Annotated in this window: 19 protein-coding genes; 14 read left to right on the top strand and 5 right to left on the bottom strand. The window is 66.7% G+C overall.

The window, feature by feature from the left end; all coding sequences use genetic code 11:
- Positions 1 to 11 precede the first annotated feature (11 nt).
- Entirely contained in the window at positions 12 to 293 is a 282-nt protein-coding gene (locus tag ABQF13_RS14210) for a 4a-hydroxytetrahydrobiopterin dehydratase (RefSeq protein ID WP_448393388.1), read from the top strand.
- Here the strand turns inward: ABQF13_RS14210 and ABQF13_RS14205 are convergent.
- The gene (locus tag ABQF13_RS14205; protein ID WP_448393575.1) at positions 274 to 1,431 is read right to left on the bottom strand and encodes a mannosyltransferase; all 1,158 of its coding nucleotides are present in this window, start codon (positions 1,429 to 1,431) and stop codon (positions 274 to 276) included. The genes ABQF13_RS14210 and ABQF13_RS14205 overlap by 20 nt on opposite strands.
- 204 nt (positions 1,432 to 1,635) lie before the next feature.
- Between ABQF13_RS14205 and ABQF13_RS14200 the strand changes: the two genes are divergently transcribed.
- Together ABQF13_RS14200 and ABQF13_RS14195 are read left to right on the top strand one after the other, a co-directional pair.
- Complete coding sequence (locus ABQF13_RS14200; RefSeq protein WP_448393387.1) at positions 1,636 to 2,205, top strand: hypothetical protein; 570 nt, start codon at positions 1,636 to 1,638, stop codon at positions 2,203 to 2,205.
- Between the two features lie 57 nt (positions 2,206 to 2,262).
- Positions 2,263 to 3,225: an Rv1157c family protein gene (locus ABQF13_RS14195; RefSeq protein WP_448393386.1), complete on the top strand. Its 963-nt coding sequence runs from the start codon at positions 2,263 to 2,265 to the stop codon at positions 3,223 to 3,225.
- A 24-nt stretch (positions 3,226 to 3,249) separates the two neighbouring features.
- On the opposite strand, the gene ABQF13_RS14190 is transcribed toward ABQF13_RS14195, so the two are convergent.
- Positions 3,250 to 3,396 carry a DUF1059 domain-containing protein gene (locus ABQF13_RS14190; RefSeq protein WP_064891404.1) on the bottom strand — a complete coding sequence of 49 codons (147 nt, stop codon included), beginning with the start codon at positions 3,394 to 3,396 and terminating at the stop codon, positions 3,250 to 3,252.
- A gap of 49 nt (positions 3,397 to 3,445) precedes the next feature.
- Here ABQF13_RS14190 and ABQF13_RS14185 point away from each other — a divergent pair, with 49 nt between their 5' ends.
- Positions 3,446 to 4,132 carry a nitroreductase family protein gene (locus ABQF13_RS14185; RefSeq protein ID WP_448393385.1) on the top strand — a complete coding sequence of 229 codons (687 nt, stop codon included), beginning with the start codon at positions 3,446 to 3,448 and terminating at the stop codon, positions 4,130 to 4,132.
- 83 nt (positions 4,133 to 4,215) lie between these two features.
- Positions 4,216 to 4,602, top strand: a complete 387-nt coding sequence (locus ABQF13_RS14180; RefSeq protein ID WP_448393384.1) for a recombinase family protein — start codon at positions 4,216 to 4,218, stop codon at positions 4,600 to 4,602.
- Here ABQF13_RS14180 and ABQF13_RS14175 read toward each other — a convergent pair.
- Complete coding sequence (locus tag ABQF13_RS14175; RefSeq protein ID WP_448393383.1) at positions 4,599 to 5,180, bottom strand: HhH-GPD-type base excision DNA repair protein; 582 nt, start codon at positions 5,178 to 5,180, stop codon at positions 4,599 to 4,601. The genes ABQF13_RS14180 and ABQF13_RS14175 overlap by 4 nt on opposite strands.
- 116 nt (positions 5,181 to 5,296) lie before the next feature.
- Here ABQF13_RS14175 and ABQF13_RS14170 point away from each other — a divergent pair, with 116 nt between their 5' ends.
- The 4 genes from ABQF13_RS14170 to ABQF13_RS14155 all read left to right on the top strand — a co-directional run bounded on the left by ABQF13_RS14170 (position 5,297) and on the right by ABQF13_RS14155 (position 8,931).
- Positions 5,297 to 5,593, top strand: a complete 297-nt coding sequence (locus ABQF13_RS14170; protein ID WP_448393382.1) for a DUF732 domain-containing protein — start codon at positions 5,297 to 5,299, stop codon at positions 5,591 to 5,593.
- Between the two features lie 125 nt (positions 5,594 to 5,718).
- Positions 5,719 to 6,069 (top strand): DUF485 domain-containing protein, encoded by a 351-nt coding sequence (locus ABQF13_RS14165; protein WP_448393381.1) that lies wholly within the window; start codon positions 5,719 to 5,721, stop codon positions 6,067 to 6,069.
- The gene (locus ABQF13_RS14160) at positions 6,066 to 7,709 is read left to right on the top strand and encodes a monocarboxylic acid transporter (protein ID WP_448393380.1); all 1,644 of its coding nucleotides are present in this window, start codon (positions 6,066 to 6,068) and stop codon (positions 7,707 to 7,709) included. The genes ABQF13_RS14165 and ABQF13_RS14160 overlap by 4 nt, the downstream gene beginning before the upstream one ends.
- A gap of 46 nt (positions 7,710 to 7,755) precedes the next feature.
- Positions 7,756 to 8,931, top strand: coding sequence for an MFS transporter (locus ABQF13_RS14155; RefSeq protein ID WP_448393379.1), 1,176 nt, complete (start codon positions 7,756 to 7,758; stop codon positions 8,929 to 8,931).
- On the opposite strand, the gene ABQF13_RS14150 is transcribed toward ABQF13_RS14155, so the two are convergent.
- Positions 8,932 to 9,615, bottom strand: a complete 684-nt coding sequence (locus tag ABQF13_RS14150) for a DUF1028 domain-containing protein (RefSeq protein ID WP_448393378.1) — start codon at positions 9,613 to 9,615, stop codon at positions 8,932 to 8,934.
- A 124-nt stretch (positions 9,616 to 9,739) separates the two neighbouring features.
- On the bottom strand, positions 9,740 to 10,882 hold the full coding sequence (locus ABQF13_RS14145) for an acyl-CoA dehydrogenase family protein (protein ID WP_448393377.1): 1,143 nt from the start codon (positions 10,880 to 10,882) through the stop codon (positions 9,740 to 9,742).
- A gap of 233 nt (positions 10,883 to 11,115) precedes the next feature.
- Here ABQF13_RS14145 and ABQF13_RS14140 point away from each other — a divergent pair, with 233 nt between their 5' ends.
- From ABQF13_RS14140 to ABQF13_RS14120, 5 genes are all read left to right on the top strand, one after another.
- Positions 11,116 to 12,300 (top strand): thiolase family protein, encoded by a 1,185-nt coding sequence (locus ABQF13_RS14140; RefSeq protein ID WP_448393376.1) that lies wholly within the window; start codon positions 11,116 to 11,118, stop codon positions 12,298 to 12,300.
- Positions 12,301 to 12,393: 93 nt separating this feature from the next.
- Positions 12,394 to 13,155 (top strand): SDR family NAD(P)-dependent oxidoreductase, encoded by a 762-nt coding sequence (locus ABQF13_RS14135; RefSeq protein ID WP_448393375.1) that lies wholly within the window; start codon positions 12,394 to 12,396, stop codon positions 13,153 to 13,155.
- Positions 13,156 to 13,192: 37 nt separating this feature from the next.
- The gene (locus ABQF13_RS14130; RefSeq protein WP_448393374.1) at positions 13,193 to 14,326 is read left to right on the top strand and encodes an acyl-CoA dehydrogenase family protein; all 1,134 of its coding nucleotides are present in this window, start codon (positions 13,193 to 13,195) and stop codon (positions 14,324 to 14,326) included.
- The gene (locus ABQF13_RS14125) at positions 14,323 to 15,228 is read left to right on the top strand and encodes an enoyl-CoA hydratase (protein WP_448393373.1); all 906 of its coding nucleotides are present in this window, start codon (positions 14,323 to 14,325) and stop codon (positions 15,226 to 15,228) included. The genes ABQF13_RS14130 and ABQF13_RS14125 overlap by 4 nt, the downstream gene beginning before the upstream one ends.
- A 14-nt stretch (positions 15,229 to 15,242) precedes the next feature.
- Positions 15,243 to 16,130, top strand: a complete 888-nt coding sequence (locus ABQF13_RS14120) for an SMP-30/gluconolactonase/LRE family protein (RefSeq protein ID WP_448393372.1) — start codon at positions 15,243 to 15,245, stop codon at positions 16,128 to 16,130.
- Positions 16,131 to 16,150 lie beyond the last annotated feature (20 nt).

The raw sequence follows: 16,150 nt of genomic DNA, 5'->3' as shown, positions 1-16,150 counted from the left end.
CGGTCGAAACCATGGCTGTGTTAACGGACGAACAAGTGGACGCCGCACTGCCCGACCTTCCCGGCTGGGAGCGAGCCGACGGGGCGCTGCGCCGCTCGATCAAGTTTCCCGCCTTTCTCGAGGGCATCGACGCGGTGCGCCGCGTCGCCGAGAAGGCCGAGGAGAAGGACCACCATCCGGATATCGATATCCGTTGGCGGACCGTGACTTTCGCGTTGGTCACCCATTCCGAGGGCGGTATCACCGAACAGGACGTCGAGATGGCCCGCGAGATCAACGGGCTCGTCGGCTAGCTGCGATCCACGCCAGCGTCGCCAACGTCGCGATGATGTAGACCAGGCCTGCCCAGGCCAGATACCACGGTCGGGAGATGTCCCAGATGCTCGGCTGGGCAAAGCTCAGCAGCCACGGCACGCCGACCAGGCTCACCACCAGCCACCCCCAGCCCAGGATCCGTGCGCCCCAGCGGTCGCGCAGCGGGCCGTGCAGCAGCCAGATCATCAGCGGAATGAGCCACACCCAGTGATGCGTCCATGAGATCGGCGACAGCAACAGGCCGAACAACTGCACGACCAGGATCGCGCCGAGCCGGTCGGAGGCCCCGCCGATCGCGCGCCACGCGAAGACCGCCAGCACCGCCGTTGCCGCGACCGCGATCAGCACCGCAGGCTCGAAACCCGCGTCGTAACCGAGGATGCGCGAGATGCCGCCGCGCCACGACTGGTTGAACGACGTGCCGATCGGGCCGACCCGGTCCGCGTCGCCGAGCAGCTCGGTGAAGTAGTACCGCGTCGGGCCACCGATCACCAGCGCCGAAATGCCAACGGTGGCAAAGAAAACGACCGCCGAGAACGCCGCCGCGCCCCAACGCCGGGCGCCGACGAAATAGAGCCCCGAGATCGCGGGCGTGAGCTTCATCCCCGCGGCCAGACCGACCAGCAGTCCCGACAGCCACCATCGGGTGCTGTAGACCGCGTACAGCACCGCCAGCACCAGCAGCACATTGATTTGTCCGTAGTCGAACGTGCTTCGCAGCGGTTCGGTCCAGATGCCGACCGCCGTCCACAGCATGGCGATGCGCCGGTCGTCGAAACCCAAGAGCCGCTGACTGATCCGCACCACGCCGTACAGCGCCGCGATGATTCCGAGCTGCCAGACGAACGCGACGACCCCGAACGGCAACAGGTGCAACGGGTAGAACACCACCGCCGCGAACGGCGGATAGGTGAACGGCAGCGGAAAATCGGGCGTCTGCTCGGCGTAGACGTAGTCGTAGAGCGCGCCGGGCCCGTCCAGCGTTCCGGCCCCGCCGACGTACACATGAAGGTCGACGAAGTTCGCGCCGTTGGGCACCACGTAAGTCCACGCCAGACGCGCGGCAATGCTGAGGAGAAGAAGGAGCGGCCCCGCGGCGGCCACACAGTCAGCCATGCGCGTCGCGGTCAGCGGCACGGGCGCACCCTTTTGCGGGGCCTTTTTGATGTCAATGCGCCGACTCTAACCAGCGGCCGACCGTGGTCACCAAAACCCTTCGCATCCGTAACGGTTGAATAACCGCCCCACGTGTCACACGAGCCTCACTAGTAACAGGCCTAGCTTCGGGCGGAGGCGTGCCTACAACGGATTGGAAACACCATGCACAAGATCGGAAAAGCATTCACGACCTCGATGATCGCCGCAGGAGGGGCGGTTGCCGCGGCGCTCGCGTTCAGCGCCTCCGCCGGGGCCCAACCCGCCGCGCCCGCACCCGCGCCGAACGTGCCGGGTATCCCGTTCATCCAGCAGCTCGCCAGCAACCCGGCCGCTGCGTCGCAGCTCATGCAGGGCGTCACGTCCCTGCTCGGTGCCGCGCAGGCACCGGCCCCGGCGGCGCCGGCCGCCACGCCGCCGTCGGCCACGGCCTCGGTGACCCTTCCGCAGCCTCCGACGTCGCTGCCGGGAATGCCGGATGCTGCGCCTGCGGCGCCGACCACCGCCATGGCGACCGCGCCGCAGGACCTGCTGACCACCATCCCCACCAGCCTCGCGTCGCTGCTGCCGGAGGGCACACCGCTGGTGAACCTGTTGCCCGCACCCGCATCTGCCCCAGCACCGGCGGCTCCCGCACCCGCGCTTACCGTGCCGGCGGCTCCGGCGGCCCCGGCAGCTCCGGCGCCCGGCACGAGCCTGCCACCGGTGTTCACCCCGCTCTCGGCGCTGCCCTGACGACGACGGCGACGGTAGCTCACGACCAGACCACGACCAGCACACCTTGGGGGAGCCATGTCATCTAGGACGATGTTCGCCACCGTCGCCGTCGCGATCGGCTCATCGGCCACGCTGCTGTTGGGCAGCGTGGCCGGTGTAGCCAACGCTCAACCCGCACCGCCGCCGCCGACCGACGGGCTGCAGGCGCCCGGCCTGTCGGCGGTGCAGAGTATCGGCCCGGCCATTCAGCAGGCGGCGTCCGATCCGACCAACGCCGCGTCGACGTTGATGGCCGCCGCGGCGGTATTCGCCGGCGATGCGTTGGTCCCGGCCGATTCGCGCAATGTCGCGACGGCCGTCAACGAGTTCGTCGCGCATGTGCCTGCGCCCGGCGCTGTGCCCGGCACGCAGGCGCATTTGCCGGCGGGCGTGAACCCGGCCCATGCCGTCGGGCCGGCGCCGGAAGCGGTCGAGGTGCCTGCTCCGGCGCCGCAAGCCGCACCCGCACCCGCACCCGCCCCTGCCCCGGAGGCCGCGCCCGTCGCACACGCACCCGCGCCTGCGCCGGCACCCGAAGCCGCACCACCGCCCGCTCCGGCGGCCGCCTCGGACCCGGCGTTCGGTCCGGACGCGCCGCCGACACAGGACTTCATGTATCCGTCGATCAGCAATGGGTGCATGAAAGACGGCGGAACCGTGTTGGCCACCGCGATCTCGGTGGCGGGACCCGCCAAGATTCCGACGCCGGGTCCCGGGCCTGGCCAGACCGCTTATGTGTTCACCGCGGTCGGCACGCCGGGGCCCGCGGCCGAACAGAAACTGCCGCTCAACGTCACCTGGGTCAACCTGAGCACCGGCAAATCGGGCAGCGCGACGCTCAAGCCGCGTGCCGACATCAACCCGGAGGGCCCGACCACATTGACCGCGATCGTCGACACCGGGTCGGGCAGCGTTCTCTCGACGATCTTCGGCCAGGTCACCACGACCGAGAAGCAGTGTCAGTTCATGCCGACCATCGGCTCCACGGTGGTGCCGTAATGCCTTTTGACCCGCGCTAAAGGGTCAGTAGGCCATGAAGAGGATGGCGTCCCGGTCGTACTCGAGGCCGGGGTGCTTGTCCGCGAGGTGCGCCTGCGCCTGCTCGACCAGATCGTCCTCGTCCTTACCGGTGATCGCTTCGCCGCACGGGCAGTTCAGATGCGTCTTCATATGATCACCATGGCATAGGTCGGTATACGCGACGTGAAAGATGGAGAGCATGGACCTCTACAACGTCATGCGCTCAACGTTTGCCGTTCGCGAGTTCACCGGCGATCCGCTGCCCGACCACGTGCTCGTCCGCATCCTCGACAACGCCCGGTTCGCGCCGAGCGGCGGCAACCGCCAGGGCAACCGCGTCATCGCCGTGCGAGATCCCCAGACGCGCGAATCGCTGATCGAATGCACGGTTCCCGGGACCAAGCGCTACATCGCCCAGCTGAGACACGGGGAAAACCCGTGGAATGCGTTGCAGCCAACCGGCGTCGACGAGGAGACCATCGCCGCGGTCGAGGTGCCGACGCAGTCCCCATTGCGCGGGGCCGACGTCGTCTTGGTGGTGTGCGTCGACCTAGGCGTAGTCGCGGCGTTCGACCAGCACCTGGACCGCGTCGGCCTGATCGCGGGCGCGTCGGTGTACCCGTTCGTCTGGAACATCCTGCTGGCGGCCCGCAACGAGGGCTACGGCGGTGTGCTCACCACCGCGGCCGTGGCCGAGGAGCCGCGTGTCCGAGAGTTGCTCGGCATCCCGGACAACTATGCGGTTGCGGCGCTGCTGCCGCTCGGCAAGCCGACCCGCCAGCTCAGCAAGCTCAGCCGCAAACCGGTGTCCCAGATCGCCACCCGGGAGCGCTTCGACGGGGAACCGCTGGGGGCCGTAAGCCAACCCGCAGCCAACCCAGGTTGACAACGGGTTACAGTTCGGCTGCCGAGCCGACTCGATGAGCGCGTCTGGTTCCCAACCGCCGTTTGCCATGAGACCTTGTCAAGGTGACCTGCATGCTGGGCTACGCCACAGCAAGCGCCGTCGGGCAGAACCTCGAAGGTCAGCTCGCGGCGCTCTCCGACGCGGGCGTCGACCCTCGTCGGGTGTTCACCGACACGTTGTCCGAATCGGCCGACCGGGTGCGCGCCGGTCTGCACGCGATGTTGAGCTACGCCCGCTCGGGAGACACGATCATCGTCGTCGCCCTGGACCGGCTGGGCGTCTCGACCGCAGAGGTGACCCGCACGATCGCCAACCTCACCGACCGCGGAATCAGGCTGCGCACCCTCAAGGAGGGATTGGACACCGGTACGACGACCGGACGGGTGGTCGCCAGCATCGTCTCGGCGTTGGCCGCGCTGGACTCCGAAGCCCTCGGGGCGCGGGACTAGCCCTTTGCGGCCTTCGCGGCGGCCTTGGCCTGCTTCTTGGCGCTGCGCACCTTCTCCAGCGAGCCGGCATCGACCACGTCGGCGATCGACAGGTAGGAGCCATCCTTGCCGTAGTCGCCCGCGGCCTTGCGCCAACCGTCCGGTGTCACCCCGTACTGCTTGCCCAGCAGCGCCAGGAAAATCTTCGCCTTCTGCTCGCCGAAGCCGGGCAGGCTCTTGAGCCGCTTCAGCACCTCCGCGGCGTCGGGGTCGTCGGCGGTCCACACTGCGGCAGCGTCACCGTCGTAGCGGTCGACGACGAGTTGCGCCAACGCCTGGATCCGTTTGGCCATCGAGCCCGGGAACCGGTGCACCGCAGGGGTTTTCGAACACAGCCCGGCGAACTTCTCGGGGTCGTAGGCGGCGATCTCATGCGGGTCGAGCTCGCCGCCCATCCGGTCGGCGATCTTCTTCGGACCGGCGAATGCCGCCTCCATCGGGTACTGCTGATCGAGCAACATGCCCACCAGCAGCGCAAACGGGTTGGACTCCAGCAGCGCGTCGGCCGCAGGATCTTGTACTAGCTGCAGTTTCGCCACCTCCTCAGTCTAGGACGACGCGTGCGAGTGATCGGCTGCAGTGAACCGGCACGTCATGTCGCTGAGGTGTGCGATCGTAGCGACGTAACCGCTGGATACACCCCTAGGAGGCCGACATGAAACGGGTGATTGCAGCTCTGGTTGCCGCGGTGGTCGCCGCCCTCGCGTTGGCCAGCCCGGCTCAAGCGATACCGGACCAGGGCACACCGGCGTTCGACGAATACATGCAAGGCCTGGAACGCAACGGCTATCACTTCAATCCGGATACCGCCTGGCGCGTTGCTCACCAAGCGTGTGTAGGCGGTCTGCCCGGTTACATCGGTTTGGAGATGGCCGCTCAAGGAGTCATCGGCCCAGGAGCACAGGAGCGGGTGTTCGACGTGGCCAGAAAGTACGCCTGCCCGGTTCAATAGGAGAACCCGGCCGCGGCTGTCCAGGTGCGAAGTTTGAACGGCACATCCTGTGGGAACGAGCCGAATGTGACGCACGTCTCATAGGCTGGCGCACGCACATCTGCACATCGAGGTCAGGAGCCGCCTTGCCCGAGACCCACTACACGCCGCGCGTGGCACCGATCAGCGGCAACGATTACCTTGCCGCTGCGGCCAGCCCCGAATTCGCCGACTTACGAAGTAGATTGCGCCGCTTCGTGTTTCCGATGAGCGCGCTGTTTCTCATCTGGTACTCCGCCTATGTGCTGTTGGGGGCGTTCGCCCATGACTTCATGGCGATCAAGGTGTGGGGCAACATCAACGTCGGATTGTTGATCGGGTTGGGCCAGTTCGTGTCCACGTTCGTCATTACCTGGATCTACGTCCGGTTCGCCAACCGTGACCTCGACCCGCGGGCCGAGGCCATCGCCGCCAAACTCGAGGGCGGCGCCGCATGAACGTCGACGTGCTGGCACAGGCCGCGGCCGTCGGTAACCCCGTCACCAACATCGCCATCTTCGCGCTGTTCGTCGCCGTGACGCTCTACATCGTGATCAGGGCGAGTAAACGCAACGCCACCGCGACGGAGTTCTTCACCGCGGGTCGGTCGTTTACCGGACCGCAGAACGGCATCGCGATCTCCGGTGACTACCTCTCGGCGGCCAGCTTCCTCGGCATCGCCGGCGCCATCGCGGTCTACGGCTACGACGGCTTCCTCTACTCCATCGGCTTTCTGGTGGCCTGGCTGGTGGCGCTACTCTTGGTGGCCGAATTGCTGCGCAACGCGGGTAAATTCACGATGGCCGACGTGCTCAGCTTCCGGCTTCGACAACGGCCGGTACGCCTGGCCGCGGCAACCACCACGCTGGCGGTCTGCCTGTTCTACCTGCTGGCGCAGATGGCAGGCGCCGGCGGTCTGGTGGCGCTGCTGCTCAACGTGTCCAGCGACTTCGGCCAGGCCGTGGTGATCGCCGTCGTCGGCGTGCTGATGATCCTCTACGTGCTGATCGGCGGCATGAAGGGCACCACCTGGGTGCAGATCATCAAGGCCGTCCTGCTGATCGGCGGCGCCGCGATGATGACCGTGATGGTGCTGGCCAAGTTCGGGGTGAACCTCTCGTCGATTCTCGGCGCCGCCCAGTCGGCGGTATCAGGTTCGGCGAACGAAGCGGTCGCCAGCCGCGACGTACTGGCTCCCGGCGCGCAATACGGCGCCTCGCTGACGTCGCAGATCAACTTCATCTCACTGGCGCTGGCGCTGGTGCTCGGCACCGCCGGTCTGCCGCATGTGTTGATGCGCTTCTACACCGTGCCCTCGGCGAAGGAGGCACGCCGCTCGGTGGTCTGGGCGATCTGGTTGATCGGCGCGTTCTATCTATTCACGCTGGCGCTGGGCTACGGTGCCGCCGCGCTCGTCGGGCCCGACGTCATCCTCGCTGCACCCGGCGCGCAGAACTCGGCCGCCCCGCTGCTGGCCTTCGAACTGGGCGGGGTGATCCTGCTCGCGGTCATCTCCGCGGTCGCGTTCGCCACGATCCTGGCGGTGGTCGCCGGGCTCACCATCACCGCCGCAACGTCGTTCGCGCACGACATCTACGCCAACGTGCTGCGGCGCCACGGCGACGACGACGTGGGCGAACGCCAGCAGGTGCGGGTCTCGAGGATCACCGTGGTGGTGCTCGGCACCCTGGCGATCGGCCTCGGCGTCCTGGCCGCCGAGCAGAACATCGCGTTCCTGGTCGCGCTGGCGTTCGCCATCGCCGCCGCCGCCAACCTTCCGACGATCCTGTACTCGCTGTACTGGCCGCGCTTCAACACCCGCGGAGCGCTGTGGAGCATGTACGGCGGGCTGATCTCGACCATTGTGTTGATCATCTTCTCCCCCGCGGTGTCGGGTGCGAAGACGGCGATGCTCGCCAACGTCGACTTCGCGTGGTTCCCGCTGGCCAATCCCGGCATCGTGTCGATTCCGCTGGCGTTCGCGCTCGGCATCGTCGGTACGCTGACCTCACAGGACCGCGGCGACCCGCAGATCAACGCCGAGTTCGAGGTGCGTACGTTGACCGGCGTCGGCGCCGAGCAGGCGGTGGCGCACTAATCGGCGCACTGGAATAGGGTTGCAGCCCACCGAGTTGCTTCCCGTCGTGACTAGGAGCCGGTTCGCTTTTCCGCTGCTGGCCTATGCCTTCGCAGCCATCATGCTCGGCACCACGATGCCCACGCCCATGTATTCGCTCTACGCCGAACAGCTGGGTTTTGGGGTGTTGACCACCACCGTCATCTACGCGATGTATGCGGGCGGAGTGCTGTTCGCCCTGGTGGCGTTCGGCCGCTGGTCCGACGTCATCGGACGGCGACCGATCCTATTGGCCGGGGTGTTGGCCGCGGTGCTCAGCGCCGCGGTGTTCCTGACGGCCGACTCGGTGACCTTGCTGTCGGTCGGCCGGGTGTTGTCGGGGTTGTCGGCGGGGCTGTTCACCGGGACGGCGACCGCCGCGGTGATCGAGGCGGCCCCGCCGAACTGGCGGACCAGGGCGGCGGCGGTCGCGACCATCGCCAACATCGGCGGGCTGGGCGCCGGACCGGTGGTGGCCGGCGTGCTCGTCCAGTACGCACCCGGACCGCTGCATTTGAGCTTCGTCGTGCACATCGTGCTCGCGCTGCTGGCGGGCGTCGCCGTGCTGATCGCACCCGAGACGTCGGAGCGCACCGGCCGACTCGGCATGCAGCGGTTGTCGGTGCCCGCCGAGGTGCGCGCGGTGTTCACCATCGCCGCGCTCGCCGGGTTCGCGGGTTTCGCGGTGACCGGTCTGTTCATGGCGGTGGCGCCGGCCTTCGTCGCCGACGTCGCCGGAATCGACAACGACGCCGTGGCCGGTCTGGTCGCCAGCTCGATCTTCATCGCGTCGGCGGTGACCCAGGTGGTTGTCGGCGGCATGGAGCCGCAGCGCGCGGTGGCAATCGGCTGCGTGATCCTCATCGCGGGCATGGTCCTTTTGGCTGGCGCGCTTGGACTTTCATCGCTGCTCGGGCTGATCGCCGCCGGGCTGATATCCGGCGTCGGCCACGGTATCGCGTTCAGCCGCGGGCTCGCCGCGATCGCCGAGCGCACCCCGGCGGAGCGTCGCGCGGAGGTGAACTCGACCTACTTCGTCGTCGGCTATGTGGCCATCTCGCTGCCGGTGGTCGGCGAGGGCTTAGCCGCCGAAGCCTGGGGATTGCGCACCGCGGGTGTGATTTTCGCGGTGGCAGTCGCGGTGCTGTCGGCCATCTGCCTGGTCGCGATCCTGGTGCAAAAATCGCGCTACAGCGTGAAGTGATTAATTTCCGGCCATGGCCTCGCGAGCCATCGTCCCCACATAGTCCGCGCGAGTCGACAACTTCAACACCTGTGGCAGGAGCCCGTCCTGGAACTCGTCGACAAGCGACTCGAGGGCGGCCGCAGGATCTTCGGCATGGTCCACGCGCGCATCCCAGAGCGGGTATTCCTCAGTGTCGACCACATAGATCGCTCCCGACAGGGAGCCCTTCAGGTCTGCGCCGGTGGCTTCCCCGGCCTGCAGCGCGCGTAGAAGTCTGTGCGCGAGGTCAAGGTGCTGATTCGCATAGAAGGCGTCCAAGGTCGCCTCGAGCGTCTCGACGCCGACCAGACGATTGCCCTGTGCCACCGTGTCGCCCCGATGCACGTGCCCGGCCCAGCGTTCCGTGCGGGCGCCGGTCCACGCGGCGGTGTTGCCCTGCGCGTCGACGACGCCGACCTGCCGATAATCGCGTCCGTCGTCGCGGCCGATCACTTCGTCGAGCGCCTCCTGGGCGGAATGGCCCGCGGCCATCAACTCGAGACTGTCGATCGCCAGGTACGGGTTCATCATGGCCTGCGACGCCACCGCGCCAACACCGGTCCGAGCGTGCGAGACGAGTTTGCCGACTCCGAGCATGGCGGTGATGGCGCCGACGCCCAGCTGCCCGGTGGCGGGATCGTACGCACAGATGGAGAACGTCACCGAAATCCTTTCGACTTAGTTCTCTATCCTTCCCAGCTGTGCGGGCAATGAAACCCGAAGGCGTCAGCGCTGCGTCCACGCCGGGTCGTGCCCGATGAGCCCGAAACACGTCTAGGAGCCGGACTCACCTCAGCGACTTGGCGATGATCGACTTCATCACCTCGTTCGCGCCGGCGTAGATCCGCTGGGCACGAGCGTCTTCATACATGCGGGCGATCAAGTACTCCCGCATGTAGCCGTATCCGCCGTGTAGCTGCACGCAGCGGTCGACGACCTCGCACTGCCGGTCGGTGAGCCAGTATTTGAGCATCGCGGCTTCAGCGGCGTCGAGTTGTCCGCGTAGGTGCTTTTCGATGCAGTGGTCGAGAAATACCCGAGAGGTGGTGGCGATGGTGTGGCATTCGGCGAGCTCGAATGCCGTGTTCTGGAGATCGAACAGGCGGTGCCCGAACGCTTGGCGCTCTTGGGTATAGCGCAGCGTTTCTCGTACCGCCCGCTGCATGGCGCCGCTGGCCTGCGCACCGATGATCAACCGTTCCTGGACCAGTTGGGCCATCAGCTGACCGAACCCGCGGCCCTCTGCCCCGCCGAGCAGATTGTCCACCGGTACGCGCACATCGGTGAACGACAGCTCCGAGGTATCCGCGCCGTGCTGGCCCACCTTGTCGAGCACCCGGCCGACCGAAAACCCCGGGCAGTCACGCAGGTCGACGATCAACAACGACACCCCTTTGGCCCCGGCGCCAGGATCGGTCTTGGCCGCCAGCACGATCATGTCGGCCGAAGATCCGTTGGTGATGAACGTCTTCGAGCCATTGACGACGTAGTGGTCGCCGTCGCGAATCGCGGTGGTACGGATCGCCTTGAGGTCCGAGCCTGCGCCCGGTTCAGTCATCCCGATCGCGCCGAGGACCTCTCCGCTGGCCATGCCGGGCAGCCATGCCGACTTCTGCGCCTCACTGCCGTACTCCAACAGATAGTGCGGCACAATGCCGCTGTGCACCGAGATTCCGAAGCTCAGATCACCTGCGTATCCCTGCGCTTCGAACACGGCGAGGTCGTGCGCGAACGTTCCGCCTCCGCCGCCGTAGCGCTCGGGTACCGAGCACAGCAGTAGGCCGAGCTCGCCTGCCGAGCGCCACACCTGCCGATCGATGCAATGCTTCACATCCCACACGTCGTTGTGTGAAACGACCTCACGCTCAAAGAATTCCAGCGCAAGCTCGTAGACCGCCTCGGTCTCGTCGCTGCGCCATGAGCTGCTCATCAAGTCGCCTTCCCCTTTCACTGGTCATTATTGGGTTTCGCCACCGCAGCTTGACGCGCCGGTCGGCGCGAACCATATCCGGTGATGCACGACCTCGGAAATGTCTCCATACCCCACTTTTCAGGGTCGGGAGACCCCATGCGAGCCGCGGCTACCGGCCACGAATCCAATCTGAACCGTTTGGTAAAGTTTAGCTTCGATTGCCATCAGAGTGGAAGGCGGGTTCGTCGAATATGCGGGAAGCCGTGGTCGCCGGCGTCGGGATGACGTCCTTCGGTAAACATCAGGGCCGGACGCTGGCCAACCTCGTGGCAGAAGCGGTTGCCGAAGCACTCGACGACGCCGGCCTCGCGGACAGCGGCGACTCGGTCGAGATGGTGTACTTCAGCAATGTCATGGCCGGGCTTCTGCTGGGTCAGGAATCCAATCGGGGCCAGCACGCGGTACGTGACACCGCGTTGCGCGGCGCGCCCCTGATCAATGTCGAGAATGCGTGTGCCTCGGGCGCAACGGCATTCAGTCAGGCGTGGCTGTCGGTGGCGTCGGGCCAAGTGGACGTGGCCGTCGCGGTGGGAGCGGAGAAGCTTCATTTCGACGACAAAGCCAAGGCGATAGGCGCGCTGACGTCAGCGTTGGACCAGGACCGCCTCGATGATGTGATCGCCGACCTGGGCAGCACCGGGTCAGGCTCGGTGTTCATGGACATCTACGCCCGCTTCGCCACCTGGTACATGGAACGCTCCGGAGCCACCCCAGAAGATTTCGCCAGGGTCGCCGTGAAGAATTCCGAGCACGGCGGGGCCAATCCAAAGGCGCAGTACGGAGGTGCTTTGACCGTTCACGACGTGTTGACCGCCCGGCGCGTCAGTGGCCCGCTCACCGTGCCGATGTGCGCACCGATGAGCGACGGCGCCGCGGCCGCCGTAGTCATGAGCAGAGACGTTGCACGACGATGCGGTGCGGCACCGGTCCGAATCCTGGCCAGCGCGCTCGGTTCGGGTCGACCGGGCGGGTACGGCGAACTGGTGCCGGCCGTTGCTCGCCGCGCCTTCGACGGCGCCGGCATCGACCCGGCCGACATCGATGTCGTCGAATGTCACGATGCCGCCTCGCCGGCTGAGCTCATTGTCCTCGAGGAGCTGGGGTTGTGCGAGCCGGGCGGCGCTGTCGATCTGTTGAGATCGGGCCAGACTCGAATCGGTGGGCGATTGCCGGTGAACCCAAGCGGCGGACTGCAATCCAAGGGACACCCGTTGGGTGCGACTGGACTGGCCCAGATCGTCGAACTGACCGACCAGCTACGCGGCCGGGCCGGAACCCGACAGGTGGATGGCGCCCGGATCGGGCTGTCGGAGAACGCCGGCGGCTATCTCGGCCCGGACGCCGCGGTGGCGACGGTGATGATCCTGGGCCGATGACGAACAGGCCTTGCGTACCCCGGTTATCGAGGTAGACTACGGCTGGTATTCTAACTAACTGGTAAACCAACCTATTGGACAAGGATGGTGGCGGTGGCGGGCCTGCTGACGCAGAAAGTTGCGGTCGTAATGGGTGCGGGTCGTGGCATCGGAGCCGCGATCGCGCAACGGTTTTCGGCCGAGGGCGCAACGGTTGTGGTCGCTGATGTGTCCATGGGCGCCGCGGAGGCATGTGCCGCTACACTCGGCGCACCCGCGATGGCCAGGCGTTGCGATGTCGCCGACGAAGACGAGGTGGCCGACACCTTAGGCGCTGTCGTCGCCGAAGTCGGCGGCCTGGACGTGCTGGTGAACAACGCCGCGCTCGGTTCGACGTCCCCGCTGGCCGAAACCTCCAGAGCCGACTGGGATCGGGTGCTCGGCGTGACGCTGAACGGAACGTTCCACGGCATCAAGCACGCCGCGCCGCACATGCGGGAACGCGGCGGCGGCGCTGTCGTGAACATCTCGTCGGTGGCCGGTCGCACTGCCATGCGGTCGATGGCCTCCTATAGTGCTGCCAAGGCCGGCGTGGAGGCGCTGACGCGGACATCGGCGTTGGAGTTGCGCTCAGACAACATTCGCGTCAACGCCATTGTCCCCGGCATGATCCGCACCAAAACCGCCAGTGCAGCCAAAGACGCGCTCGCGCCCGGCCTCGGCATGGACGTCGACCGCTATGTCGCCGATCGACAGCATCGCTGGGGCGAGCCCGAGGAAGTGGCCGCCGTCGCGGCCCACCTCGCCAGCGATGACGCGTCGTTCACCACCGGAATGTTTTATCTGCTCGACAACGGCGCGACGCTGCTGCCCTGACCGGCCAGCACGCCACGATCTGAGAGGAACCGCCACGATGCCAACCACCACAGACAACACCTTCGTCGAATCGGTGCGCGCCTTTGCGCAAAAGGAATGCGGCACATCCGAGCAGCGCAAAAAGCTGCGCGGCGACGGTTCGCTCACCCACAACCCCGAGCTTTACGCGAAGGTCGCCGACCTCGGCTGGATCGGCTGCGCGATACCGGTCGCCTACGGGGGCGGCGGCGGAAAGCCCAGTGACGCCTGCCGGCTGGTCGAGGAGATGGCCTACGGTCTGGCGCCGTTGTTCGGCCTCGGTGTGAGCCTGGTCAGCTCGACGATGGTCGAACGTTTCGGCACCGAAGCTCAGAAGCAGGACATCCTCGGTGGGGTGTGCCGTGGTGAGGTGCTCGCGACGGCAATCAGCGAGCCCGGCGCCGGGTCGGACCCCGGTTCGATGATCTGCCGCGCCGAGCGCCGCGGCGACTCCTATGTCATCAACGGCCAGAAGACGTGGATCTCATGCGCGCACATCGCCTCTCGCATCTTGTTGATGTGCCGGACCGATACCGGCGCCGACAAGCACGAAGGCATCACGATGCTCGATGTGCCGGCCGACGCTGCCGGCATGACGATCCGGCCGATACCCAGCATGGGCGGTGACGAAGTCAACGATGTGTTCTTCGACGACGTCGTGGTGCCCGCCGACCGGGTGATCGGCACCGAGGGACGCGCCTGGCATCAGATCATGCGGGGGCTCAACACCGACAGGCTGATGTGCGGGGCGATGTTCCTCGGCCGAGCGCGGCGCACCTTCGACGATGCGCTGTCCTATCTGAAGGAGCGCGAACAGTTCGGCCGGCCGATCGGCAGTTTTCAGGCGCTACGCCACCGGATCGCCGACCTGGCCACCGAGCTCGAATGCTGTCGGCTTCTCGTCGACAACCTGGCGAGCAAGCTCGACGAGGACCCCGACCGACAGATCCCAAGGGAGGCGTCGATGGTCAAGCTGAAGGTCACCGAAACCGCGAAACGGCTTGCCGTCGAGGGCATGCAGTTCATGGGCGGAGCCGGTTACACGCTCGACCACGATATGGAACGTCATCTGCGCGAGAGCATCATCGGCACGGTGTACGCCGGGACAAGTGAGATCCAGCGCGACATCATCGGAAAGTCGTACGGACTGTGAGCGGCGACAACGAAGCGGCCCAGATCCGTTACGAGCAACCCAGTCCCGGCGTGGCGCGCATTGTGCTCGCCCGGCCCGAGAAGCGAAATGCCCAGGACCGGGCCATGTTGTACGAGCTCGACGACGCGTATCTGCGGGCCCTGCAGGATGAGTCCGTTCGGGTCATAATCCTGGCGGCCGACGGCCCGGATTTCTCTGCCGGGCACGACCTACGGTTCGAGACGGCATACGACATGGACGGCATCACGCCGCGTACGCTCACCGGCGGCTTCGCAGACCCCGGGGCAGAGGGCTGGTATGCCACCGAGGAAGAACTGTTCCTCGGGCTGTGTCTGCGTTGGCGCGACATCCCGCGTCCTACCATCGCTCAGGTGCACGGCCGGGTGATCGGCGGGGGCCTGGAACTGATCTGGCCGTGCGACCTGATCATCGCCGCCGATGACACCGTCTTTCACGATCCAATCAGCGCATTCGGCTGCGCGGTTGCCGAATACTTCGTCCACCCTTGGGAACTGGGCCATCGCCGAGCCAAGGAGATGCTCTTCACGGGCGAGCCGATCGACGCGTTCGACGCCGAATCGCTGGGCATGGTGAACCGCGTCGTACCGCGCCAGCAGCTGGAAGCCGAAACGCTCAAGCTGGCGCAGCGCATCGCCACGCGTCCCAGCTTCGGACTCCGGCTCGCCAAGCGGGCCGTCAACAACGCGCTCGATCTGCAGGGCCAACGCGCAGCGGTCCAATCCGCCTTCGACGCCCACCATTTGGCGCACTCGCACAACCGGGAGCTCTACGACCACCTCGTCGACCCGGGCGGTGCCGACCTGATCCGCGCCGACGCCCGAAGTGGCCGCACCCGGCCGCGGCCCAGCTTCATGAACCTACCCGCACCCGAGACCGATTAACCGAGGAGACGGCTATGCAACGGCAGTACACCACCGTGGTTCAAGGCGGCGACTACTTCGAGGGCGCGCGCTGGCGCGACGGACGTTGGTATGTCTCGGACGCGTTGAAGGGCGTGGTCTGCGCCTTCGACGAGTCCGGTCGCCGAGAGGATCTCATGCAGGTCGACGCGCTGTGCTCGGGGCTGGGCTGGATGCCGGACGGCACCTTGCTCGTCGTCTCCATGAAGGACCGGTCGCTGCTCGCGCGCGGCGTCGACGGGGCGGTGACGCGTCATTCGGACTTGTCAGCGTTGTCACCGCACTGGATCAACGACATGTTCGTCGATGAGTTGGGTCGCGCCTGGGTCGGCACCATCGGTTTCGCGATCCACGAAGGCGAAACGCCGCGGCCCGCTGAGCTCTTCCGGGTTGATCCCGACGGCACGGTCACCGTGGCTGCCAGTGACCTCTGGTGCCCGAACGGTGTCGTCGTCAGCGCCGACGGCGGCACGTTGATCGTCGCCGAGTCGTTCGCCGCCCGGCTCACGGCGTTCACGATCGGAGCCGACGGCACCTTGAGCGACCGCCGCGTCTTCGCGCAGTTCGGCCCGGCACCGCAACTTGCCGGGCCGGCACAGATGATCGCCGCCACCGAACTCGCCCCCGACGGTATGACCATCGACTCGCAGGACCATATTTGGGTTGCCGACGCGAATCACCAACGCTGCGTGCGTGTCTCGCCTGCCGGTCAGATCGTTGACGAAGTCGCCCACCCCGATGGCGTCAACGTGTACACCTGCGCCCTCGGCGGCCACGACGGCCGGCAGTTGCTGATGGCCGCGGCCGCGGGCTTCTTCGAGGCGATTGCCGGTGTCGGCGGGACGGCGGCATTGTTGTCGACGCCCGTTGACGTTGCTGCCTGATCCACCACCGCTGACCCCGC

It is taken from the genome of Mycolicibacterium sp. XJ879, assembly GCF_053483935.1.
This window is presented reverse-complemented; position numbering and strand designations above follow the sequence as displayed.